Raw genomic sequence first — 22,557 nt, 5'->3', positions numbered from 1 at the left:
GCCGGGTGTCGGCGGCCCCTGCGAGGATGGATGCCGTGACCTGGCGCTCGGTGCTCTTCCCGCAGCGTGGCGTGGGCACCGTGCCGCTCGCGCTCGGGGTCGAGTTGCGGCAGCGCGAGGCGGCTTCGGCGGCGCACTGGTCGTCGCGCCGCATGCACGCGGTCTCGGCCCGCGACCTGGAGCGCGACCCGCGCGATGTGAGCGTGGGCCTGCGTCCGCTGGTGCGCAGCGACGCGACGGGAGCGTGGATCCAGGGCGACGTGCACTGGGATGCGCTCCGGCGCGGCGGCGGCCGTTTCGTGGCGGCGCACCTGCAGTGGTTCACCGAGCTGTTCGGCATCGCGCGCGACGTGCGGGTGCTCGGCGGCTACCGCGACGACTCCGACTGGGTGACCCTCGACACGGTCGACTCCGCGCTGCTGTGGCCGCACCTGGCGCGGGCCGGGGCCATCGGCATCCCGCTCGTGCCGACGAAGAAGCACCTCGACGTCGCCCTGGCCCCCGCTGCGGCCGTGGAGGTGGAGGTGTCGCGCACGGGCGACGGTGACCTGCGGCTGTCGCCACGCGTGGAGATCGGCGGGAGCCGGGTCGCCGCGGCGTCGGTGCGTCCCGTCGCGCACACCGGCGTGTATGCGTTCGAGACCCGAGGCCGGCGCATCGCCCTGACCCTCGCCCCGGCGGCGCTCACCGACACGGCGCGCACCCTCCTGGGCCGCGCGGAACCGCTCCTCGTGCCGGCGACGGATGCCGACGAGTTCCTGCACGACGCCTATCCGCGCCTCGCCCGCGGCGGCGGTTTCGTCGCGGCGCCGGGGATCACGCTGCCCGCTCTCGAAGCGCAAGGCGCCGCCGACCGGCACCGCGAGCTCACCGGCGATCCGCGCATCACGGTCACGACGGTCGAAAGCCCCGACCCCGACTGGTTCGAGCTCGGCATCCTCGTCGAGATCGACGGGCGCACGATCCCGTTCGCCCCGCTGTTCGCGGCGCTGTCGCAGCGCAAGAAGAAGCTCCTGCTCGCCGACGGCCGGTACTTCTCCCTGTCGCATCCCGCGCTCGATCGGCTGCGCGAGCTCATCGAAGAGGCCGGGACGCTGAGCGAATGGGAGGCCGGCCCTCGCATCAGCCGTCACCAGCTCGCCCTGTGGGCCGACTTCGAGGACCTCGCCGACGAGGCCGTGCCCGCCGTCGCGTGGCGTGAGCTCGTCCGGGGGCTGCGCGACGCCGACGGCGTGCCGCCCACCGTGGTGCCCGGCGCGGTGCAGGCCGAACTGCGGCCATACCAGCGCGACGGCCTGTCGTGGCTGGCGTTTCTGTGGCGGCATCGGCTGGGCCGCATCCTCGCCGACGACATGGGCCTCGGCAAGACCCTCCAGCTGCTCGCCCTCGTCGCCCACGCCCGCGCGGCGGGGGAGCGGCGGCCCGTCCTCGTCGTGGCCCCGACCTCGGTGCTTGGGACGTGGGCCGCCGAGGCCGCGCGATTCGTCCCGGGTCTGCGGGTGCGGGTCGTGGATGCCACCGCCGGAAAGCGCGGCCAGAGCGTCGCCGCCACCGCAGCCGGCGCCGACCTCGTGATCACGTCGTACACCCTGCTGCGGCTCGACGACACGGAGTTCGCCGGCATCCACTGGGCCTTCGCCATCCTCGACGAGGCACAGTTCGTGAAGAACCCCGCGACGCGGCTGCACCGCGCGGTGCGCGATCTCACCGCGGATGCCGTCTACGCCGCAACCGGGACGCCGCTGGAGAACAGCCTCAACGACCTGTGGGCGCTGCTGTCCCTGACCGCACCGGGGCTGTTCCCCTCGTCGCGGCGGTTCCGCGAGCAGTACGTCAAACCGATCGAGCGCGGCAAGGTGCCGGAGAACGAGGAGGGCGGTGCGTACCGTGCCGCCCGGCTGACCCGGCTGCGCCACCGCATCCGGCCCCTCATGCTGCGGCGCACGAAGGAGGCGGTCGCGCCCGAGCTGCCCGAGAGGGCCGAACAGGAGCTGCGCGTCGCCCTCGGCCCGGCGCACCGCGCGCTGTACGACACGGTGCTGCAGCGCGAGCGGCAGAAGGTGCTGGGCCTGCTCGACGACCTCGACCGCAACCGGTTCATCGTGTTCCGGTCCCTGACGCTGCTGCGGATGCTGAGCCTCGCGCCCGTGCTCGTCGACCCCGAGCACGCGCACCTCGGTTCGAGCAAGCTCGACGCCCTCGTCGAGCGCATCGTCGAAGCCGCCGCCGAGGGGCACCGGGTGCTCGTGTTCAGCCAGTTCACGTCGTTCCTGCGGCTGGCGGGGGAGCGACTGGATGCCGCGGGCATCGCCTACGGCTACCTCGACGGATCGACCCGCCGCCGGGCGGACGTGATCGAGCGATGGCGGACGGGCGCCGAACCCGCGTTCCTCATCAGCCTCAAGGCGGGCGGGTTCGGGCTGACGCTCACCGAGGCCGACTACGTCTTCGTGCTCGACCCGTGGTGGAACCCGGCCGCCGAAGCCCAGGCGGTCGACCGCACGCACCGCATCGGCCAGACGCGCAGCGTGCTCGTCTACCGCCTCATCGCGGAGGGCACGATCGAAGAGAAGGTGCTCGCGCTGCAGCGGCGCAAGGCGCGGCTCTTCCAGGCCGTCGTCGACGATGACGAGCTGTTCTCCCGCGCGCTGACCGCCGACGACATCCGGGGGCTCCTGTACTGACCGGCATCCGTGTCGTGATTTGTCCGGCCGTGCTCCGGCATCCATCGAGGCAGCCCGCGTAGACTCGGAAGCCGTTCGACCAGGAGGATCCCATGCGCATCACCGGCCTCGGCCACGCGGGCATGTTCATCGAGACGACCGGCGGCAGCATCCTCTGCGACCCGGTGATCGGGCCGAGCTTCTTCGGCTCGTGGTTCCCCTTCCCCGACAACCGTGGCCTCGACTGGGAGCGCTTCGGCAAGGCCGACTTCCTCTACATCTCGCACCGCCATCGCGACCACTTCGACCCGGCGCTGCTGGAGCGCTACGTGCCCAAGGACATCACGGTGCTCCTGCCCGCCTACCCGACCGACGACCTCGAGGTCGACCTGCGCGCGCTCGGCTACGAGAACCTCGTCTACACCCAGCCCGGTGTGCCGATCGCCTACGACAACGGCCTGCGCATCATGGTGACGCCGCTGCGCGCGCCGAGCGACGGACCGATCGGCGACTCGTCGCTGAGCGTCGACGACGGCACCGCCAGCATCCTGAACCAGAACGACTCGCATCCGCTCGATCTGGAGAGGCTCTTCGACTTCGGCAAGCCCGACGCGTACTTCACCCAGGTCTCCGGGGCGATCTGGTGGCCGATGGTCTACGACCTGCCGCAGGACGCGAAGCAGAACTTCGCGCAGCTCAAGCGCGACGCGCAGAACAAGCGCGCGATGTACTACATCGAGAAGGTCGATGCCGAGCACGTCTTCCCGATGGCCGGCCCGCCGATGTTCCTGCGGGAGGAGCTGTTCCGCTACAACGGCTATGGCCTGGACAACGACGCGATCTTCACCGACCAGCGGCAGTTCCTCGCGCACATGCGCGCGCAGCGCCCCGAGCAGAAGGGCTACGAGTTCCTGCCCGGCACGCAGGTCGACCTGGTCTGCGGCGAGATCGAGGTGACGCAGACCCTGTACACGCAGGCCGAGATCGACCGCGTCTTCGATGACAAGTGGGACTACCTCGCCGAGCAGCGCGACAGCCGTCAGGCCGAGGTCGACGCCGAGGTCGCGCGGCGCGCCCCCGTCCTGCCGCCGGATGAGATGCTCGCCGCGATCAAGGAGTGGTGGGAGCCGCTGCTGCGCCGTGCGCGCACGATCCGGCTCGGCGTGGGCGGCAACGTGCGCTTCCGCATCGGGGACCTCGACATGGTCGTCGACTTCCCCAAGGCCAAGGTGCGCGCGTACGCGGGGGAGGAGTGCATCTACTGGTACACGATCCCCGCCGACCTCGTCTCGACGAACATCGCCGACCACGAGATCGACTGGTCGAACTCGATCTTCCTGTCGATGCAGTTCGAGGTGGGCCGCAGCGGCAAGTTCAACGAGTTCCTCACGACGTTCCTGAAGTGCCTCTCGCGCGACCGCATCGAGTACGTCGAGAACTGGTATTCGGAGCAGTCCGATCAGACCGAGGATGCCGAGATCGGCGGTTGGGTCGTGCAGCGCCGCTGCCCGCATCTGCGCGCCGACCTGACCAAGACCGGCCGGATCGAAGACGGCGTGCTCACGTGCGCCCTGCACGACTGGAAGTGGGACCTCGCCAGCGGCGCGTGCCTCACGACGCCCGGTCACCCGATCCGCGCCGGGCGCATCGTCGAGACGGCATCCGCTTCGGCCTGAGCGGCGGCGGTTTCAGTTCGCGGCGTAGCGGCGGGCGCGACCGCGGATGCCGGCGAACCGGAACGGCCCGCGCGAGTCCACCGGCGTGTCGACGTCGAATCGCGAGTCCAGCGCCGCGCCGGCGTGCAGCTCGCGGTAGCGGGCCACGTCGACCGGCGTGCGGGCGGCCAGCAGCGCCTCGGTCTCGGCGCCGCGCAGCGCCGACCGGTACCCGGGCTGCACGACGAGCGAGAAGAACTCGCTGACCGCCCCCGAGCCGTAGCTGAACATCCCCACGCGCGCGCCGTCCAGGTCGTCGGCGCCGTCCAGCAGCGCCGCCAGCGCGAGGTACAGCGACGCGGTGTACGAATTGCCGATGCGGCGGTTGTAGCCGGTCGTGACGTCGATGAGCCCCTCGTCGAGGGCGACGCCGACGTGCTCGGCGAGGCGCCGGTGGGCCTTCACTGCCATGCGCGTGAACGGCTGGTGGTGGCAGAACCGGTCGATCTGGTCGATGGGGCTGCCGCCGTGGGCGCGATAGTCGTCCCAGGCGCGGACGATGCCGTCGAGATACGCCTCGACCGACAGCTTCCCGTCGACCACCGCCGTCGGGCTGTCGTTGGGACGCCAGAAGTCGTCGACGTCGGCGGTGTGGATGCCGGTGGCGTGCTCGAGGACGGCGATGGCGGGGTCGGCGGTCACGAGCATCGCGACGGCGCCGGCGCCCTGAGTCGCCTCGGCGGCCGAATCGAGCTCGTAGCGGGCGACGTCGGCGGCGATGACGAGCACGCGCTCCGACCGGTCGCGCGCGATGAGCCCCGCCGCCGCCTGCAGCGCGGCCGTGGCCGAGTAGCACGCCTGTTTGAACTCGACGACGCGGCATGTCGACGGCAGCCCCAGCAGCGCGTGCACCGGAACCCCGGCGGCCTTGGACTGATCGACCCCCGACTCGGTGGCCAGCAGCAGGGTGCGGATGCCGTCGGCGCCGTGCCGGTCGAGGACGGCGCGCGCCGCGGCGGCGCCCATCGTGACGATGTCCTCGTCGGGGCCGGGGACGCTCATCTGGTCCTGGCCGAGGCCGACACGATACTTGCCCGGGTCGGTGCCGTTGTACGCGGCCAGCGCATCGAGGGCGAGCGTGTGCCCCGCGGTGGCGACCGCCAGGTCGTGGATGCCGACGGTGACGCTCATCGCGTGGCCTCGCCTTCGCCCGTCGCGCCTGTGCCTGTCGCGCCGGTGCGCTCCAGCAGCAGATGCGACCGCATGAGCTCGCCCGGGTTGGTCTGCGCCGCCAGCAGCGACAGCTCGCCGCACAGCACTGTCGCCGCGATCAGCGCGGCGAGGCGCCGCGCGTTCTCGCCCGGCTCACGCTCGTCGCGGCATCCCAGGCGCTGCAGGGCCGCCTCGACGACCGGCTGGTCCTTGCCGTTGCCGACCGTGCCGACGATGAGGTGGGGGAGCGTGCACGAGAAGTACAGATCGCCCGCGCCGCGCCGCTCGGCGTAGCTGATGCCCTGCGAGCCCTCGACGATGTTGGCCGCATCCTGGCCGGTGGCGAGGTAGAACGCGAGCAGCATGTTGGCGTAGTGCGCGTTCGCCGATCGCAGCGCGCCGGCGACGACGGAGCCGACGAGGTTCTTGCGCGTGTTCAGTTCGACGATGCGGTCGGCGCTGGAGCGCAGCTGCTCGGCGACGAGAGCCTCGGGCACGAGGATCTCGGCGACGGCACGGCGCCCCCGCCCGAGGATGCCGTTGACGGCGGTGGCCTTCTTGTCCGAGCAGTAGTTGCCCGAGATCGACCCGTAGCGCAGCTCGGGATGCCAGGCGAGCACCCGCTCCATGAGGCTCTCGGCCGCGAGGGTGACCATGTTGTGACCCGACGCGTCGCCGGTGGTCAGCGCGAACCGCACGAACAGCAGGTTGCCGACGACCTCGGTGTCGATGTCGATGAGCCGCGCGTGGCGGCTCCCCGCCGCGACGATCTCGGCGAGCTGGTCGGTGCGCGCAGTGATCGCGCGGGCCGCGGCGACGGCGGTGGCGGCATCGTCGGCGACGAACAGCGTGGAGCGCGTCATGCGCTCGTCGACGATCGTGACCCGGATGCCGTCGTCCACGAGCCGCGACAGCCGCGCGCCGCGGCCCACCGAGGGCCACAGCGGCGACTCGAACGTCGCCAGGGGCACCTCTTGCAGCGTCTCGACCGTTCCGGTGATGCGGAGCGGACCGACCCAGCGGGTCGGGACGGGGGTGTGGTCGCCGGTCACTGCGGATTCCTTTCGGCGCGGGTCAAAACACGGGTCGAATCACGGGTCGAATCGTCGTGCACAGGCCGCAGCGCCTCCGAGCGGCGCGCGAGGGCGGGCAGGTCGATGCCCCGCGCGTGCGCGAACGCGGCGGTGGCGCCGTCGACGATCAGGTCGGTGCGGACGAGGTCGGCGGGGGTGGCGGCGCCGAGGAGCGCCAGCAGCGCCGTCAGGTGTCCGCGCCAGCGGCCGAGGCGCTCGATGAGCGCTTCGGCGCCGCCGTCGAGCACCGTTGAGAGGAATCCGCCCGAGACGCCCGCGGCGGCCGCACCGAGGGCGAGGGTCTTGACGACGTCGAGCGGAGTGCGCACGCCGCCCGAGGCCAGCAGCACGGGCCGCTCGGCGGGGGCGTCGAGCAGGCACGCAACGGCGGACTGGCCCCAGCCGACGAGGTAGTCGTAGTCACCGTCGGGGCGCCGGCTGTTCTCGATGCGCACGAAGTCGGTGCCGCCGGTGCCGGACACATCGGCGTAGGCGACGCCGAGGTCGCGCAGCCGCGTCAGGGTGCGCGCACTGAGGCCGAAGCCGACCTCCTTGACGATGACGGGCACGTCGCTGGCCGCGACGATCGCCTCGAGCGAGGCGGGCCAGCGCGAGAAGGCGCGGCTGCCCTCGGGCATGACGGTCTCCTGCACGCTGTTGACATGCACTTGGAGCGCGTCGGCGCGCAGCGCCTCGACGGCCCGACGGGCGTCGTCGGGCGAGCGCTCGATCCCGACGTTGGCGAGCACGAACCCGTCGGGGTTCTCGTCGCGGATGACGCGGAACGACCCCAGCAGGCTCGGATTGTCGAGGGCGACGCTCATCGAGCCCGACGCGATCGCCACCCCGGTCTCGCGCGCGGCGATGGCGAGCTGCCGGTTGATGCGGCCGGTCGACGCGGAGCCGCCGGTCATGGCGTTGATGTAGATCGGCAGCGGCCACGCGGCGCCGGCGATGTGGACGCCGAGCTCGACGGCGTCGGCGTCGATGCCGTCGAGCGCGTGGTGCAGGAACGTCACGTCGTCGAACCCGTTGCCGAGGGTGCCGGCATCCGCGGCGCCCTGCTGCTGCGCGGCCAGCCGGACGTGGTCGTCTTTGCGCGTGCTCGCGACCTCAGCCGACATGGACGCCCCCTTCCGGCGGATGCACCGCGACCGTGAGATGGCGGATGTCGTGCGCTTCCCAATCCCGCAGCATCGCGGCGACGTCGGCGTCCGGCGGGGCCAGCACGATGCCGCAGTCGCCCCCGCCGGCACCGGAGGGCTTGCCGGCGGCACCGATCGCCTCGGCCGAGTCGCACAGCGCGGCGAGGGCGTCGGTCTCGATCCGGATGCCGGCCTCGTCGCCCAGACGCTGCAGCAGTCGGCGTGCGCGGCGCAGCAGGTCGAGCACCCGATCGTCGTCGCCGTCCGTCAGCGCCCGCCACAGCTCGTCGACGCAGACCCGCGAGTCGAGCACGAACTCGGTGTGGTCGACGGTGCCCGCGCGCCGCCGGACGTCGCCGACGAGCCGCGCCGTCGATGCCGGGGCTCCCGTCCAGCCGACCAGCAGCCGCAGCGCCGCCGGCGGTGCCAGGCGCTCGATGCGCAAGTCCTGCCAGGCGTCGCCGCCGGCCCGCACGAGACCCAGGATGCCGTCTGCCGCGCGCGCCGCGAGCACCGCGCGGTCGGGGGCGCTGTAGCCGATCCAGCCGCCGAACACGCTGGCCGCGACATCGCCGCCCGACGCGGCCGGCGACACCTCGATCGTCGCCAGCAGCGCGAGCCGGAACAGTTCGCTGCGGTCGAGGCCGAAGCCGTAGAACTCGTCGATGGCGCGCGCCGTCGCGACCGTGACGGCCGCCGACGACCCCAGTCCGAACTTTCGTCCGCTGACGTCGTCGAGACCGCTGTCCAGGCGCAGGTCGAACAGGCGCGGCGCCAGGCCCAGCTCGGCACGCAGCCGCTCGGCGACCCGGATCGTGGCGAGCACGTAGTCGTAGGGGTGGTGCTCGCGGTCGATGGCCAGGCCGTTCTCCGAGCGCGTCCACCGCAGCGGGACGTGGCCGTACTCGGGCGAGTGGATGCTGCCGGCATCCGCGCTCTCGGTCAGGTGCGCCGTCAGGTAGCGATCGACGGCGATCAGCACGGCCGGCTCGCCCGGGGTGACGACCGCGTACTCGCCGGCGACGAACAGCTTGCCGGGAGCGCGGGCGGTGACCTGCGCGGCGCTCACGCGGGCTCCGCCCCGTCGAGGCGCTCCGTGTCGATGCGCTCCGTGTCGATACGCTCCGTGTCGTCCAGCAGCCGCACGCCCGGGCCGACTCCGGCGACGACCACCTCGGTGACGTCGGCGAGCACCGCGGCCACGGCCGCCGCGTCGTGCGGCCGGCATACGGCGACCACGTTCGGCCCGGCATCCGCGGTGCCGTACGCCTCGACGCCGTCGGCGCGCAGGCGCGCGATGCGGTCGAACAGCTCGACGCTCGCGGGCGTCAGGTAGCGGATGGGCGGATCGCACGCCTGGATCGCGGCGTGCATGCGCAGGGCGTTGGTCTCGGCGATGCGGCCGAGACGGGTGACGTCGCCGTCGCGGCAGGCCTCGCAGGCCGCCTCGAGCGTCTCGGCCGTCGAGGTCACCCAGGCCGGATAGTACGGCGAGGTGAGCGCCGTGCGGTTCATGGCCTCGCGGCTGGAGACCGGCTTCTCGGCGCGGTCGACGATGCCGATGACCATCGCCAGTTCCGGTGCCGCGATGCGCTCGGCGACGGAGTGCTCGTCGTCGCCCGCGTGCCACAGCGCGAACCCGCCCGGCACCGATCGCGCCGCCGACCCCGAGCCGCGCCGCGCGAGCCGGCTGAGGCCCCGTTCGTCGAGGTCGAGGCCGTACGCGGCGGCCGCAGCGGCCGCGAGCGCGGCGAAGCCCGACGCCGACGAGGCCAGGCCCGCCGCCGAGGGCACCGTGTTGTGCGAGGTCACGACCGCGGCGGCCGTGCTGCCCGCGGCCGCGCGGACGACGTCGAGCAGCCGGGTGACGCGCGTCGCCGGGATGCCGGTGCGCACCACCCCGTCGAGCGTGAAGACGTCGGCGTCGCGCTCGGGCGCGAGGGTCACCGTCGTCGTGGTCGGGAAGACGTCGAGCGTCATCGAGAGGCTGCCCGTGGCCGGCAGGTTGAAGCCGGTGTCGCTCTTTCCCCAGTACTTCACCAGCGCGATGTTGGGGTGGGCGCGCGCGGTCGCCGTCATCGGGCCGGCGCCTCTCCGCGCGGGTCGGTGGCGGCCACCATCGTGGTCCAGACCGCCGCGGCCCCCGCCTCGTGCAGCGCGCCGCTGAGCGTCGCGGCGTGGTCGGCGTCGGCCGCGAGGATCAGTGCGCACCCGCCCCGGCCGCCGCCGGTGAGCTTGGCGCCCAGCGCCTCGTGCGCTGCGGCCACCGACACCAGGTGATCGAGCGCAGGGTCCCCGACGCCGAGTGCGTTCAGCAGCGCATGCGCCTCGGTCATGGCGGCGCCCACCGTGGCGGTGTCGCCCTCGGCGAGCGCGTCGACGGCGAGGTCGCACAGCTCTCCGAGCGCGCCGACGATGCGGTCGATGCCGTCGCGATCGGCCTCACGGCGCTCGCGCACACCCTGCACGGCCTCGCGCGTGCGCCCGCGCACGCCGCTGTCGGCGATCACGAGGTGCAGGGGAGCCGCGACCAGCAGGGGGACCGCCGCGCCGTCCTGAAAGCGGATGGGGCCCGCGGCGCGCACGGCGCGGGCATCGAGCCCGCTCGGCGTGCCGTGGGCGGCGCGCTCGGCGGTCTGCACGGCGTCGTGCCGCTCCCCGCCTGTGAGCGTGACGCCGGTGAGCGCGGCCACGGCATCCACGATCGCCGCCGCCACCGCGGCGCTCGAGCCGAGCCCGCGCTCGGCGGGGATCCTGCTGCGCACGCGGACCTGCAGGGGCCGCTGCGCCGCACCCGTCGTCGTACCCGCTGTCGCACCCACGGCCGCGCGCGCCGCCGTGATCGCGGTGACGGTGGGGAGGGTGCGCTCGGGCGCCCGGTCGAGGCGGCCGTTGTAGAGGGCGCTGTAGAGGCGATCGACGCCGTCGGCGGCGAACGAGGCCTCGGCCTCGGCCGGCAGCGCGGCCACCGGCACCGCGAGCGCCGGGGCGCCGTAGACCACCGAGTGCTCGCCGAACAGGATGGCCTTGGCCTGCGCCCGCCCGGTGCCGACGGCGAGGCCCGCGGCGGGATCGTCCGCGGCGGGAGTGCCGGCGGAGGGGACGGGCCGTTCGAGAGCGGAGGTGATCGTGTTCATAGCGGGGCTGAGGGGAGCCTAACATCGCCGGTGCGTTCGTGAGCCGGCTCGCAGCTCACGAGGGCGCCGATCCGGTGAGGTGCAACCCCACGCGCACGCCGCAGCCGACGCAGGATCCCCGCGGGCGGCATCGACGGCAAGACCGTCGTGCTCGTAGACGACGTGCTCCTCTCGGGTCGACCCCGACACGGCCGGCGACGCGCTCAGCCCCCCTACACCCTCGATCGTGAAGAGCCGGTTCCCGCTGGGCAGCGGAAGGCGGCCCGACCCTACCCACCCGTAGCGAAGCCGAGACTCTTGGAGAAGTCCACCACCCACATGATTGAGAGCGCGGCACTGACACCCAGCGCGACGTAAAGGTTGGTCCCGCGCACGTGGCGACGATGGAGCACGGCGATCCACACGCACACGAGCGCCGTTCCCACGACGGAGGTCGAGGCGCAGACGCCGTACTTCCAGAGCTGTTCGGCTACTTCTTCCGGCGTGGCACGCTCACCGAAGAGACCCAACAGGTTGACCGAAGCCGAAAGCCAGGCGAAGACGGGAACGAACAGATTGAAGACCGGGAGGATGGCCGTCCAGGTCGTGACGGTCGCGACGACACGGAGTCGTTCGGTGCGCCGACTCACATTCACCACCATGCGGGCGCTCCGTCGTATGCGGCTGATTCCACGACAGGTGTCGACACTGTGGACGATACGTCATACACCCAAACGTCCACGTTGGTCCCACCTGTGCTGGTGTAAGCAATCATTTTGGCATTCGGCGACCAGGCTGGGGACCCCGCGTCTGCGGTTCCTGTCGTGAGCTGCGTGAGTGCGCCGCCTGCCACGGGAGACTGGAACAGCTGAAGTCGACCGTCGTCGTCCGGCTTGACGAAGACGAACGACACCCCGTCTGGTGCCCACTCGGGGGAGGTGTATCCCACCCCACCAACGAGCACCGTGGGACTGGCACCAGTCGCATCGACTGTCAGAACCTCGACTTCTCCGGTTGTCGTTGTCCTTGCGTACATGAGTTGATCTCCGGACGGGTTCCAGCTGGGGGAATCACTCCCGGACGGGTCGCTGGTGATTCGTGTCGGCGCAGTCTCGCCATCGACCGCAGCAATGAAGATGCCTGGACCGTCGGCATCGGTGGCGGCGTATGCCACGGATTCACCGTCGGGAGATAGCGCCGGCGACGTGATGACAGCCGCCGTCGTCAGCGTCGAGTATTCCCCGTAGCCGTCGGGGACACGCAACGCATCGTCGTTGCCATCGTCGGTCACAAAGAGGACGCCGTTTGAGCCAGCCTCAGGCTGGCGCTGGTCCCCTCCCGGTGCAGGGTCAAAGTACGGGTCGTCAAACGCTGCAGCGTCATCGGTGATGCGAATTTCCGAGCTGGCGGCTGCGTCGGACCGATGTTCGTAGACGAGCGTCCCCGAAACGTGCACCGGCGTGATCGCGACGACGCCCATCGCGCCTTGACTGTCGCGAACGCTGAGAGTGGGGTAGAACGTGCCAGGGCCACTGTAGGTGTGCGTTGCGGATGGCCCTGTAGCGGTCTCGCCGTCCCCGAAGTCCCAGAAGTAGTCCACGATCCACCCATCCGGGTCAGCGCTGCCTGAAGACGTGAACTCGATTTGCGCGGGATCCCACGTCGCCACGCCTGTGGCCGCCGCTGTTGGTGCCACGTTCGGCTTCGGAGTCGCGTGAGAGATGACCTCGACATCTGATCCGGCGGTCGTCGCGGCCGAGACAGCGATAGCGATCTTCCAGACGCCCGCTTCCGGCTGCTCGACGGTGAAGCGCTGCAGCCCGGCAAGCTGCTCGATCTGAACCTCTGCGCTCGATGTACTCGCGTCAATGACTGTGCCGTTCGGAGAAGTCAAGGTGACAGCGCTCGTTCCTGCTGTGTCAGTGATCGTAAAGGTCGCCATCGGTGAACCCGACGGCACTCGGAACCGAAGGTCTGCGTTCTCGCCGCTCGACAACGAGACCTTTTCGGGGGTGCTGGTCGTCGGGCTGGCCAACTGTCCTTCCACCGCGTCGGCAATCAACCTGTGCCCGTACTGGGTTGGGTGGTAGGACTCCGCCCAGACGCGGGAACCATCGCCAATATTCGGGATGATGCCGTGCATGAATCGTTCATCGCCCGGTCCGACACACATTTCGTGGCCCGAAGGGACGTCGTAGATGTCGATGAACTGAAAGCCGACCCCAGTCGCCGCGTCTTCAATGGTGTCGTTCAGCAGCTTGATCAGATTGTTCACCCAGATCTGATCCGACCTACGAAGAGCCGCATCCACGCAGACCGGAGCCACGGCCTCGTCGGTGAAGAATCGCGGGTAGCCCAGCACTGCGACATGCGCCCCTGGCGCGGCAGCATGGAGTTTGGCGAAGAGCGTGCTCCACGTGCCCGCATCACGAATCTCCACTATTTTCTGCCTGGTGACCTCGTTGAGGTCCGACGCGCAACCCTTCTCCAAGAAGGCCTCAACGCATTCCCTTAGCAGACTTACAAAGCCCAGGTCATTGCCGCCGATGCCGATGGTGATGAGCTCTGGGTTCTCCGCGGCGATTCGGTCAAGAGATGATTTGCCGACGGCCAGCACGGGCTCGCCGTCGGGCATACCCAGGAGCGGATCATTCCAGGGCGCCTCGCCAACTTCCACTTCCGTCGCGACGAGATCCTCAGCGAGCGCTCCGCTGCAAGCCCACGACCTGCCCACGCCCGTGACAAAACCATCAGCAATGAGCAGTTCGGGGTAAGCGTTGACGGAGCGATGGCACCTGTTCGCAGGGTTATCTGTCGACGGAAAGTAGAAGCCCTCGTCTGTTGGTTGCCCGAACTTGCGGGGATTGGCGCCTTCGCCTGACTGGTAGGAGTCCCCCAGTGCGATGTAACTCGCGGCTTGCGTGATGCCCTCCGCGGTTGACGGTTCGGCCTTCAACGTCGCGTCAATGCCGGAGACCGTGCCGCCGACGGTCCCCAAACGAACGCTGGGCGAGGTGTCATACGAGGGGCGGTCGTTCGACCACTGGTTATGCAGCCCGCCTACTGCTGGCCTGAGGCCCAAATTGTTGACTGCCGACTGCCCGTTCGTGAAACCGACTTTGTACGACCCAAGCGGGAGCGCGAGCGACCATTCGCCTTCGGCATTCGTTCTTGTGCTGATAGCAAATGAGGAGTTCACGTATCCCGTGCCCGCCGTCCAAACTCCTATCTTGCCGTTCGCTACGGGGCTCCCGTCTGTGAGCGTCATCTTGCCCGACATCCTTGCGCCACGCTCTACCGTCATCGAAACTGAGCGATGCTCGCCAGCGGCAAGGTGCATGACGTCTGCGGCCCCTATAGATGCAACACCGCCGAGATATACCGACGACGGCCACCACTCGTCCCCGAAATACACACTCACGCGCAGCGTGACGTCGTACCCGGGGCGCAGGTTTGAGATCGAAAAGGCGCCAGACCCGCTCTTCGTGACAACTGCACCTGGCGGCGCGACACCACCGTCAAAGCCCTCGCCCCAATATTCGAGCGCGTCGATCGTCCATGAGACCCCGTTGGCAGGCGCGCCGACAAATGTCACCGTCCCACTGATCGAAGCCGTGGCTTGTGTTGCCTGGGCAGGTAGGGGAAGCAAGACCGATGCCATCACGATGAGCGCGATGAGCAGGTGGGTGCGCGAGCTTTTCAAGGTACTCCAGAGCCGGGGGGAGGAGGTCGTCGCTCCAAGTTAGCCGTTGCTCGCTGGCGCGTCTGTAGACCGAAAGGGGGACAGCCTATTACACCCTCAATCTCGAACAGCCAATGACGTCTCGCGGTCGGGCGGAGAGCCGCGACGCGGTAGGATGACGACGTACCACAGCAACCTTTAACACCGTCCTGTGAGGCGGAGAAGGGAGCGGCGGATGAGTACACGCACCGTGTTACACGAAGCCGACATCGCGCGAGCGCTGACTCGGATCTCCCACGAGATCCTGGAGTCGAACAGAGGCCCCGACGACCTGGTGCTCCTCGGCATCCCGACCCGCGGCGTGACGCTCGCACAGCGCATCGCGACGCTCCTCGCGGAGATCTCCGGCCAGTCGGTGCCGGTCGGCGGGCTCGACGTCACGATGTACCGCGACGACCTGCATCGCAACCCCACGCGCACGCCGCAGCCGACGCAGATCCCCGCCGGCGGCATCGACGGCAAGACCGTCGTGCTCGTCGACGACGTGCTCTTCTCGGGCCGCAGCATCCGCGCCGCCCTCGACGCGCTGAACGACATCGGGCGGCCGGCCGCGGTGCGCCTGGCGATCCTCGTCGACCGCGGTCACCGCGAGCTGCCGATCCGCCCCGACTTCGTCGGCAAGAACCTGCCGAGCTCCCGCGCCGAACGCGTCAACGTGCGCCTGGCCGAGACCGACGGCGTCGAAGAGGTGACGATCGCATCATGAGGCATCTGCTCGACACGCAGTCGCTGAGCCGCGACGACGCCATCCGCATCCTCGACGTGGCCGAGGACATGCGCGACACGCAGTCGCGCGAGGTCCGCAAGCTCCCGACCCTGCGCGGCAAGACCGTCGTCAACCTCTTCTTCGAAGACTCCACGCGCACCCGCATCTCGTTCGAGGCGGCCGCCAAGCGCCTGTCGGCCGACGTCATCAACTTCTCCGCGAAGGGGTCGAGCGTCAGCAAGGGCGAGTCGCTGCAGGACACGGCGCAGACCCTGCAGGCGATGGGGGCGGATGCCGTCGTCATCCGCCACGGCGCCTCCGGCGCGCCGCAGACCCTCGCGACGAGCGGCTGGATCACCGCCGGCGTCGTCAACGCCGGCGACGGCACGCACGAGCACCCCACGCAGGCGCTGCTGGACGCGTTCACGATCCGCAAGCGGTTCTTCGGCGACGACAGCCGGGGGCGCGACCTGCGGGGCCTGCGGGTCGCGATCGTCGGCGACATCCTGCACTCGCGGGTCGCCCGCTCGAACGTGTGGCTGCTGTCTACGCTCGGCGCGTTCGTCACGCTCGTCGCGCCGCCCACCCTGCTGCCGCAGAACTTCGCCGCGTGGCCGATCTCGCACGCCGCCCACGACCTCGACGAGGCGATCGCGCTCGAACCCGACGCGATCATGATGCTGCGCATCCAGATGGAGCGCATGAACGCCGCGTTCTTCCCCAGCGAGCGCGAGTATTCCCGGCGCTGGGGGCTGGATGCGGCGCGCCTGGCGCGGCTGCCGGAAGGTAGCATCGTGATGCACCCCGGCCCCATGAACAGGGGACTGGAGATCTCCGCCGACGCCGCCGATTCCCCGCGGTCGACCGTGCTCGAACAGGTCGCGAACGGCGTCTCGGTGCGCATGGCGGTGCTCTACCTGCTGCTGGCCGGCACGAACACCGAGGAGGAGGCCGAATGAGCCGCACGATCCTGATCCGCGGGGCGCGCCTGACCGGCGGCGAGGCCGCCGACCTGCTGCTCGCCGGCGGCCGCATCGCCGAGGCCGGCACGGGGCTCAGCCACGCCGGCGCCGAGATCGTGGACGCCGACGGGCTCATCGCACTGCCGGGGCTCGTGGACCTGCACACGCACCTGCGCGAGCCCGGATACGAGGCGTCGGAGACGATCCTCAGCGGGTCGCGCGCGGCCGCCGCCGGCGGCTACACGACCGTGTTCGCCATGCCGAACACGTCGCCCGTCGCCGACACCGCGGGCGTCGTCGAGCAGGAGCTGGCCCTCGGCGAGGCGGCCGGCTACGTGCACGTGCAGCCGATCGGCGCCGTCACGGTCGGGCAGAAGGGCGAGCGACTCGCGGAGCTCGGCGCCATGGCCGACTCGCGGGCCCGGGTGCGCGTCTTCAGCGACGACGGCTTCTGCGTCTTCGACCCGCTCATCATGCGGCGCGCCCTGGAGTACGTGAAGGCCTTCGACGGCGTCGTCGCGCAGCACGCGCAGGATCCGCGGCTGACCGAGGGCGCCCAGATGAACGAGGGCGCCGTCTCGGCCGACCTGGGTCTGGCCGGCTGGCCCGCCGTCGCGGAGGAGTCGATCATCGCCCGCGACGTGCTGCTGGCCCAGCACGTCGGCTCGCGCCTGCACGTGTGCCACCTGTCCACGGCAGGGTCGGTCGACATCATCCGCTGGGCCAAGAGGCGCGGCGTGAACGTCACCGCCGAGGTCACCCCGCACCACCTGCTGCTGACCGACGAGCTCGTGCGCGGCTACGACGCCCGGTTCAAGGTCAACCCGCCGCTGCGCCGCGACGAAGACGTGCGGGCCGTGCGCGAGGGCCTCGCCGACGGCACGATCGACATCGTCGCGACCGACCATGCGCCGCACCCCGACGAGGCGAAGTCGTGCGAGTGGCAGGCCGCCGCCAACGGCATGGTGGGTCTCGAGTCGGCGCTGCGCGTCGTGCAGCAGGCCATGGTCGACACCGGGATGCTGACGTGGGACGACGTCGCGCGGGTCATGTCGGCGGCGCCCGCCCGCATCGGCCGGCTCGATGACGCCGGCACGCCGCTCGTCGTCGGTGCCCCCGCCTCGCTGACGCTGTACGACCCGGCGCCGGTGCGCACCTTCGCGCGCGACGATCTGCGCGGCCGCAGCGTCAACTCGCCGTACCTCGGGCGGGAGCTGCCGGGCGAGGTGCGCTGGACCTTCTTCCGCGGCGCCGTGACGGTCGAAGGCGGCGTCGTCGCACCCGAGATGCCCGCGGCGGGCCGCGCATGACCCGCGAAGGCGCCCTGCTGGTGATGATCGCCGTCGCCCTCGCGCTGCTCGCGATCGGCGTGATCGCCTGGCGGCGTCGCACACGGCGGGATGCCGAGATCGCCGCGCCGTTCGGAGAGCTGCCGGAGGGCGCCGTCGCCTACGCCCGCAGTTCGGGCCTGTACGTCGCCACGACACGGCACGGCGAGCCGCTGGAGCGCCTCGCCATCCGCGGGCTCGGCTTCCGCTCGCGCGTCGAGGTGACCGTCACCGACCGCGGCGTGGCGCTGGATCTCACCGGCCAGCCGCGCATGTTCCTGCCGGTCGAACGCATCGCCGGCACCGCGCTGGCGACCGTCGCGATCGACCGCGTCGTCGAGCCCGGCGGGCTCGCCCGCGTCACGTGGCGCGCCGGCGACCAGCTCGTCGACAGCTACTTCCGCCCGCAGGACAGCTCGGCGCGCGCCCTGCGCGACGACATCGCCGCCGTCCTGCCGACCACCCCGACCACTCCCACAGGAGCCGACGTATGAGCTTCAGCCTCGACCCCGCCGTCCTCGTCCTCGAAGACGGCACCCGCCACCCCGGTCGCGCGTACGGCGCGCGCGGCACGACCCTCGGCGAGGTCGTCTTCGCGACCGGCATGACGGGGTACCAGGAGACCCTCACCGACCCGTCGTACGCGGGCCAGATCGTGCTGCAGACCGCGCCGCACATCGGCAACACCGGCATGAACTCCGAAGACGTCGAATCGCGCCGCATCTGGGTGTCGGGCTACATCGTGCGCGACCCCTCGCGCGTCGTGTCGAACTGGCGCGCCGAGCAGTCGCTCGACGACGCGCTGATCGCCGACGGCATCGTCGGCATCAGCGGCATCGACACCCGCGCGATCACCCGCGTGCTGCGCTCGGCCGGGTCGATGCGCGGCGGCATCTTCTCCGGCGAGGCCGCCACGATGGATGCCGGCGAGCAGCTGCGCATCGTCCGCGAGGCGCCGCAGATGGCCGGGCAGAACCTGTCGGCGCAGGTGTCGGTGGATGCCGCGGAGATCACCCCGGCGACCGGCGAACGCCTCGGCACCCTGGCCGTGCTCGACCTCGGCATCAAGCAGGCGACGGTGAACAGCCTCGCCGCGCACGGCTTCGACGTGCACGTGCTGCCGCAGTCGGCGACGATCGACGACATCCGCGCGATCGACGCCGTCGCGGTGTTCTACTCGAACGGGCCGGGCGACCCGGCGGCATCCGACGGGCACGTCGCCCTGCTGCGCGAGGTCCTCGACGACGGCCTGCCGTTCTTCGGCATCTGCTTCGGCAACCAGCTGCTCGGCCGCGCCCTCGGGTTCGGCACGTACAAGCTGCCGTTCGGTCACCGGGGCATCAACCAGCCCGTGCTCGACAAGCAGACCGGGCGCGTGGAGATCACGGCGCACAACCACGGCTTCGCGGTCGACGCGCCGCTGGAGGGCGCCGTCGACAGTCCGAACGGCTACGGCCGCGTCGAGGTGAGCCACATCGGCCTCAACGACAACGTCGTCGAGGGTCTGCGGGCGCTCGACATCCCGGCGTTCAGCGTGCAGTACCACCCCGAAGCCGCCGCCGGCCCGCACGACGCGGGCTACCTCTTCGCCCGGTTCCACGACCTGGTCCGCACGACCCTGGAGAACAAGAAGTAATGCCCAAGCGCGAAGACATCCACAGCGTCCTCGTCATCGGCTCCGGGCCGATCGTCATCGGCCAGGCGTGCGAGTTCGACTACTCGGGCACGCAGGCCTGCCGCGTGCTGCGCGACGAGGGGGTGCGCGTCATCCTCGTCAACTCGAACCCGGCGACGATCATGACCGATCCCGACTTCGCCGACGCGACCTACATCGAGCCGATCACCCCCGAGGTGATCGAGACGATCATCGCGAAGGAGAAGCCCGACGCGATCCTGCCGACCCTGGGCGGCCAGACGGCGCTGAACGCGGCGATGGCGCTGCACGAGCAGGGCATTTTGCAGAAGTACGGCGTCGAGCTCATCGGCGCGAAGGTCGACGCCATCCGCAAGGGCGAAGACCGGCAGATCTTCAAGCAGCTCGTGCTCGACGCCGGCGCCGACGTCGCCCGGTCGGTCATCTGTCACTCGATGGACGACCTGCTCTCCGGGGCCGAAGAGCTCGGCTACCCGCTCGTCGTGCGCCCGTCGTTCACGATGGGCGGCCTCGGCTCGGGCTTCGCCTACGACGAGGAGGATCTCCGCCGCATCGGCGGCGCCGGCCTGCGCGACTCGCCGACGACCGAGGTGCTGCTGGAGGAGTCGATCCTCGGCTGGAAGGAGTACGAGCTCGAGCTCATGCGCGACACCGCCGACAACACGGTCGTCGTCTGCTCGATCGAGAACGTCGACCCCGTCGGCGTGCACACCGGCGACTCGATCACGGTCGCCCCGGCGCTCACCCTCACCGACCGCGAGTTCCAGAAGCTGCGCGACATCGGCATCGACATCATCCGCGCCGTGGGCGTCGACACCGGCGGCTGCAACATCCAGTTCGCGGTCGACCCCGCCACCGGACGCATCATCGTCATCGAGATGAACCCGCGCGTGTCGCGCTCGTCGGCGCTCGCGAGCAAGGCCACCGGGTTCCCGATCGCCAAGCTCGCCGCCAAGCTCGCGATCGGCTACCGCCTCGACGAGGTGCCCAACGACATCACGCAGGCGACCCCGGCGAGCTTCGAGCCGACGCTCGACTACATCGTCGTGAAGGTACCGCGCTTCAACTTCGAGAAGTTCCCGAACGCCGACGCCACGCTGACGACGACCATGAAGTCGGTCGGCGAGGCGATGGCGATCGGCCGCAACTACACGACCGCGCTGCAGAAGGCGCTGCGGTCGCTGGAAAAGCGCGGGTCGAGCTTCCACTGGGGCGAGGAGCCCCGCTCGGTCGACGAGCTGCTCGAGGTCGCGAAGACGCCCACCGACGGCCGCATCGTCGTCGTGCAGCAGGCGCTGCGCCTCGGCGCGACGATCGAGCAGCTGTTCGAGGCGACGAAGATCGACCCGTGGTTCCTCGACCAGATCGTGCTCATCAACGAGGTCGCAGACTTCGTGCGCGAAGCCGGCGAACTGGATGCCGCCACCCTCCGCCTCGCGAAGGAGCACGGGTTCAGCGACGCACAGCTCGCCCAGCTGCGCGGGGCGAGCGAAGCCGAGATCCGGGGCGTGCGACACGGCCTCGGCATCCGTCCCGTGTACAAGACGGTGGACACCTGCGCGGGGGAGTTCCCCGCGCTGACGCCGTACCACTACTCCAGCTACGACTGGGAGAGCGAGGTCACCCCGAGCCCGCGGCAGAAGGTCGTCATCATCGGCTCGGGACCCAACCGCATCGGTCAGGGCGTCGAGTTCGACTACTCGTGCGTGCACGCGTCGTTCGCCCTGGCGGATGCCGGCTACGAGACGGTCATGGTCAACTGCAACCCCGAGACGGTCTCCACCGACTACGACACGAGCGACCGGCTGTACTTCGAGCCGCTGACGCTAGAGGACGTGCTCGAGGTGCTGTACGCCGAGAGCCGGTCGGGCGAGATCCTCGGCGTCATCTGCCAGCTCGGCGGCCAGACGCCGCTCGGGCTCGCGAAGGGCATCGAGCAGGCCGGCTACACGATCCTCGGCACGAAGCCCGCCGCGATCGACATCGCCGAGGAGCGCGAGCTGTTCTCGCAGCTGCTTCACCGCGCCGCCCTCGCCGCCCCCCGCCACGGCACGGCGATCGACGAGGCCGGAGCCGTCGCGATCGCCGAGGAGATCGGCTACCCCGTGCTCGTGCGGCCGTCGTTCGTGCTGGGCGGGCGCGGCATGGAGATCGTCTACGACACCCCGAGCCTGCGCGACTACTTCGTGCGCACGGCGGGGGAGGTCGTCATCGAGGAGGGCAAGCCCCTACTCGTCGACCGCTTCCTCGACGACGCCGTCGAGATCGACGTCGACGCCCTCTACGACGGGCACGAGCTGTATATCGGCGGCGTCATGGAGCACCTCGAGGAGGCCGGCATCCATTCCGGCGACTCGTCGTGCACGCTGCCGCCGGTCTCGCTCGGGCGCACCGAGATCGACCGCGTGCGCACCGCGACGCTCGCGATCGCGGAGGGCGTCGGCGTGCGGGGCCTGCTGAACGTGCAGTTCGCCGTCTCGGCGGGCGTGCTCTACGTCATCGAGGCGAACCCGCGCGCGTCGCGCACGGTGCCGTTCGTGTCGAAGGCGCTCGGCATCCCGCTCGCGAAGGCCGCCGCACGGATCATGGCCGCAGCGACCATCGCCGAGCTGAAGGCCGAGGGGATGCTGCCCGCGCAGGACGGCTCCCGCGTGCCGCTGGATGCCCCCGTGTCGGTCAAGGAGGCGGTGCTGCCGTTCAAACGGTTCCGCACCGCCGACGGGCACACCGTCGACTCGGTGCTCGGCCCGGAGATGCGCTCGACGGGCGAGGTCATGGGCATCGACCGCGACTTCCCGACCGCGTTCGCGAAGAGCCAGGCGGCCGCGTACGGCGGCATGCCGGCCGGCGGCACGGTGTTCCTCTCCGTCGCCGACGACGACAAGCGCGCCGTCATCCTGCCCGCGCACCGCCTGCAGGAGCTGGGCTTCCGGCTCATCGCGACCGAGGGCACCGCCGAGATCCTGGCGCGCAACGGCATCCGGGTCGAGGTCATCGGCAAGTACTCCGACACGCACGAGTCCGGCCAGCGCAACGTCGTCGACCTCATCAACGCCGGCGAGATCGACATCGTCGTGAACACGCCGTCGGGCGGCATCGCCCGCGCCGACGGGTACGAGATCCGTGCCGCGGCCGTGGCCGCCGACAAGGCCCTGTTCACGACGATGGCCGTGCTCGGCGCCGCCGTCAGCGCGCTGCCGGTGCTGCGCGAGGGCTTCGCCGTGCGAAGCCTGCAGGAGTACGCACAGGATCGGGCGCGCGCCGCCGGTCGTTGAGCGACGAGCGTAACGAGGAGTCGACA

At 70.7% G+C, this 22,557-nt stretch carries 16 protein-coding genes and 1 pseudogene; 9 read left to right on the top strand and 8 right to left on the bottom strand.

The window, feature by feature from the left end; translation table 11 throughout:
* The first annotated feature begins 35 nt into the window (after positions 1–35).
* Together QM720_RS11550 and QM720_RS11545 are read left to right on the top strand one after the other, a co-directional pair.
* Positions 36–2,684: a DEAD/DEAH box helicase gene (locus tag QM720_RS11550; protein ID WP_415126659.1), complete on the top strand. Its 2,649-nt coding sequence runs from the start codon at positions 36–38 to the stop codon at positions 2,682–2,684.
* A 92-nt stretch (positions 2,685–2,776) separates the two neighbouring features.
* Positions 2,777–4,339, top strand: coding sequence for a Rieske 2Fe-2S domain-containing protein (locus tag QM720_RS11545; RefSeq protein WP_415126657.1), 1,563 nt, complete (start codon positions 2,777–2,779; stop codon positions 4,337–4,339).
* 12 nt (positions 4,340–4,351) lie between these two features.
* Here the strand turns inward: QM720_RS11545 and QM720_RS11540 are convergent, their stop codons facing one another.
* The 6 genes from QM720_RS11540 to mvk are packed head-to-tail and all read right to left on the bottom strand — an operon-like array spanning position 4,352 to position 10,885.
* Entirely contained in the window at positions 4,352–5,509 is a 1,158-nt protein-coding gene (locus tag QM720_RS11540) for a hydroxymethylglutaryl-CoA synthase (protein ID WP_415126655.1), read from the bottom strand.
* Complete coding sequence (locus QM720_RS11535; RefSeq protein ID WP_415126653.1) at positions 5,506–6,582, bottom strand: hydroxymethylglutaryl-CoA reductase; 1,077 nt, start codon at positions 6,580–6,582, stop codon at positions 5,506–5,508. The genes QM720_RS11540 and QM720_RS11535 overlap by 4 nt, the downstream gene beginning before the upstream one ends.
* Positions 6,579–7,727, bottom strand: a complete 1,149-nt coding sequence (gene fni / locus QM720_RS11530; protein ID WP_415126651.1) for a type 2 isopentenyl-diphosphate Delta-isomerase — start codon at positions 7,725–7,727, stop codon at positions 6,579–6,581. The genes QM720_RS11535 and fni overlap by 4 nt, the downstream gene beginning before the upstream one ends.
* Complete coding sequence (locus QM720_RS11525) at positions 7,717–8,817, bottom strand: phosphomevalonate kinase (RefSeq protein ID WP_415126649.1); 1,101 nt, start codon at positions 8,815–8,817, stop codon at positions 7,717–7,719. Before QM720_RS11525 ends, fni begins: the two co-directional genes overlap by 11 nt.
* Positions 8,814–9,827: a diphosphomevalonate decarboxylase gene (gene mvaD / locus QM720_RS11520; RefSeq protein WP_415126647.1), complete on the bottom strand. Its 1,014-nt coding sequence runs from the start codon at positions 9,825–9,827 to the stop codon at positions 8,814–8,816. The genes QM720_RS11525 and mvaD overlap by 4 nt, the downstream gene beginning before the upstream one ends.
* Positions 9,824–10,885: a mevalonate kinase gene (gene mvk, locus QM720_RS11515; RefSeq protein WP_415126645.1), complete on the bottom strand. Its 1,062-nt coding sequence runs from the start codon at positions 10,883–10,885 to the stop codon at positions 9,824–9,826. Before mvk ends, mvaD begins: the two co-directional genes overlap by 4 nt.
* Before the next feature lie 68 nt (positions 10,886–10,953).
* On the opposite strand from mvk, the pseudogene QM720_RS11510 reads away from it, so the two are divergent.
* Positions 10,954–11,065: pseudogene (locus tag QM720_RS11510) on the top strand (bifunctional pyr operon transcriptional regulator/uracil phosphoribosyltransferase); the annotation flags it as partial.
* Between the two features lie 89 nt (positions 11,066–11,154).
* Here QM720_RS11510 and QM720_RS11505 read toward each other — a convergent pair.
* Both QM720_RS11505 and QM720_RS11500 read right to left on the bottom strand, forming a co-directional pair.
* Positions 11,155–11,526, bottom strand: coding sequence for a hypothetical protein (locus tag QM720_RS11505; RefSeq protein ID WP_415127971.1), 372 nt, complete (start codon positions 11,524–11,526; stop codon positions 11,155–11,157).
* Positions 11,517–14,567: a PKD domain-containing protein gene (locus QM720_RS11500; protein WP_415126643.1), complete on the bottom strand. Its 3,051-nt coding sequence runs from the start codon at positions 14,565–14,567 to the stop codon at positions 11,517–11,519. The genes QM720_RS11505 and QM720_RS11500 overlap by 10 nt, the downstream gene beginning before the upstream one ends.
* 214 nt (positions 14,568–14,781) lie before the next feature.
* Between QM720_RS11500 and pyrR the strand changes: the two genes are divergently transcribed.
* From pyrR to carB, 6 genes are read left to right on the top strand one after another with little or no spacing between them, the layout of a single operon-like run.
* Positions 14,782–15,312: a bifunctional pyr operon transcriptional regulator/uracil phosphoribosyltransferase PyrR gene (gene pyrR / locus QM720_RS11495; RefSeq protein WP_415126641.1), complete on the top strand. Its 531-nt coding sequence runs from the start codon at positions 14,782–14,784 to the stop codon at positions 15,310–15,312.
* Positions 15,309–16,271 carry an aspartate carbamoyltransferase catalytic subunit gene (locus QM720_RS11490; RefSeq protein WP_415126639.1) on the top strand — a complete coding sequence of 321 codons (963 nt, stop codon included), beginning with the start codon at positions 15,309–15,311 and terminating at the stop codon, positions 16,269–16,271. The genes pyrR and QM720_RS11490 overlap by 4 nt, the downstream gene beginning before the upstream one ends.
* Complete coding sequence (locus QM720_RS11485; protein ID WP_415126637.1) at positions 16,268–17,584, top strand: dihydroorotase; 1,317 nt, start codon at positions 16,268–16,270, stop codon at positions 17,582–17,584. The genes QM720_RS11490 and QM720_RS11485 overlap by 4 nt, the downstream gene beginning before the upstream one ends.
* Entirely contained in the window at positions 17,581–18,096 is a 516-nt protein-coding gene (locus tag QM720_RS11480) for a hypothetical protein (RefSeq protein ID WP_415126635.1), read from the top strand. The genes QM720_RS11485 and QM720_RS11480 overlap by 4 nt, the downstream gene beginning before the upstream one ends.
* On the top strand, positions 18,093–19,238 hold the full coding sequence (gene carA / locus QM720_RS11475) for a glutamine-hydrolyzing carbamoyl-phosphate synthase small subunit (RefSeq protein ID WP_415126633.1): 1,146 nt from the start codon (positions 18,093–18,095) through the stop codon (positions 19,236–19,238). Before QM720_RS11480 ends, carA begins: the two co-directional genes overlap by 4 nt.
* Positions 19,238–22,531 carry a carbamoyl-phosphate synthase large subunit gene (gene carB / locus QM720_RS11470; protein WP_415126631.1) on the top strand — a complete coding sequence of 1,098 codons (3,294 nt, stop codon included), beginning with the start codon at positions 19,238–19,240 and terminating at the stop codon, positions 22,529–22,531. Before carA ends, carB begins: the two co-directional genes overlap by 1 nt.
* Positions 22,532–22,557 lie beyond the last annotated feature (26 nt).

Source organism: Microbacterium sp., from assembly GCF_047602155.1.
Classification (GTDB): domain Bacteria; phylum Actinomycetota; class Actinomycetes; order Actinomycetales; family Microbacteriaceae; genus Microbacterium.
The sequence above is the reverse complement of the archived record's forward strand: the minus strand, read 5'-3'. Positions and strand labels throughout refer to the sequence as shown.

Bases quoted from the DNA above. Each gene is read 5' to 3' on its own strand.
- QM720_RS11545 (WP_415126657.1), top strand. From the start codon at position 2,777: ATGCGCATCACCGGCCTCGGCCACGCGGGCATGTTCATCGAGACGACC.
- QM720_RS11540 (WP_415126655.1), bottom strand. From the start codon at position 5,509: ATGAGCGTCACCGTCGGCATCCACGACCTGGCGGTCGCCACCGCGGGG.
- fni (WP_415126651.1), bottom strand. From the start codon at position 7,727: ATGTCGGCTGAGGTCGCGAGCACGCGCAAAGACGACCACGTCCGGCTG.
- mvaD (WP_415126647.1), bottom strand. From the start codon at position 9,827: ATGACGGCGACCGCGCGCGCCCACCCCAACATCGCGCTGGTGAAGTAC.
- mvk (WP_415126645.1), bottom strand. From the start codon at position 10,885: ATGAACACGATCACCTCCGCTCTCGAACGGCCCGTCCCCTCCGCCGGC.
- QM720_RS11505 (WP_415127971.1), bottom strand. From the start codon at position 11,526: ATGGTGGTGAATGTGAGTCGGCGCACCGAACGACTCCGTGTCGTCGCG.
- pyrR (WP_415126641.1), top strand. From the start codon at position 14,782: ATGAGTACACGCACCGTGTTACACGAAGCCGACATCGCGCGAGCGCTG.
- QM720_RS11490 (WP_415126639.1), top strand. From the start codon at position 15,309: ATGAGGCATCTGCTCGACACGCAGTCGCTGAGCCGCGACGACGCCATC.
- QM720_RS11485 (WP_415126637.1), top strand. From the start codon at position 16,268: ATGAGCCGCACGATCCTGATCCGCGGGGCGCGCCTGACCGGCGGCGAG.
- QM720_RS11480 (WP_415126635.1), top strand. From the start codon at position 17,581: ATGACCCGCGAAGGCGCCCTGCTGGTGATGATCGCCGTCGCCCTCGCG.
- carA (WP_415126633.1), top strand. From the start codon at position 18,093: ATGAGCTTCAGCCTCGACCCCGCCGTCCTCGTCCTCGAAGACGGCACC.
- carB (WP_415126631.1), top strand. From the start codon at position 19,238: ATGCCCAAGCGCGAAGACATCCACAGCGTCCTCGTCATCGGCTCCGGG.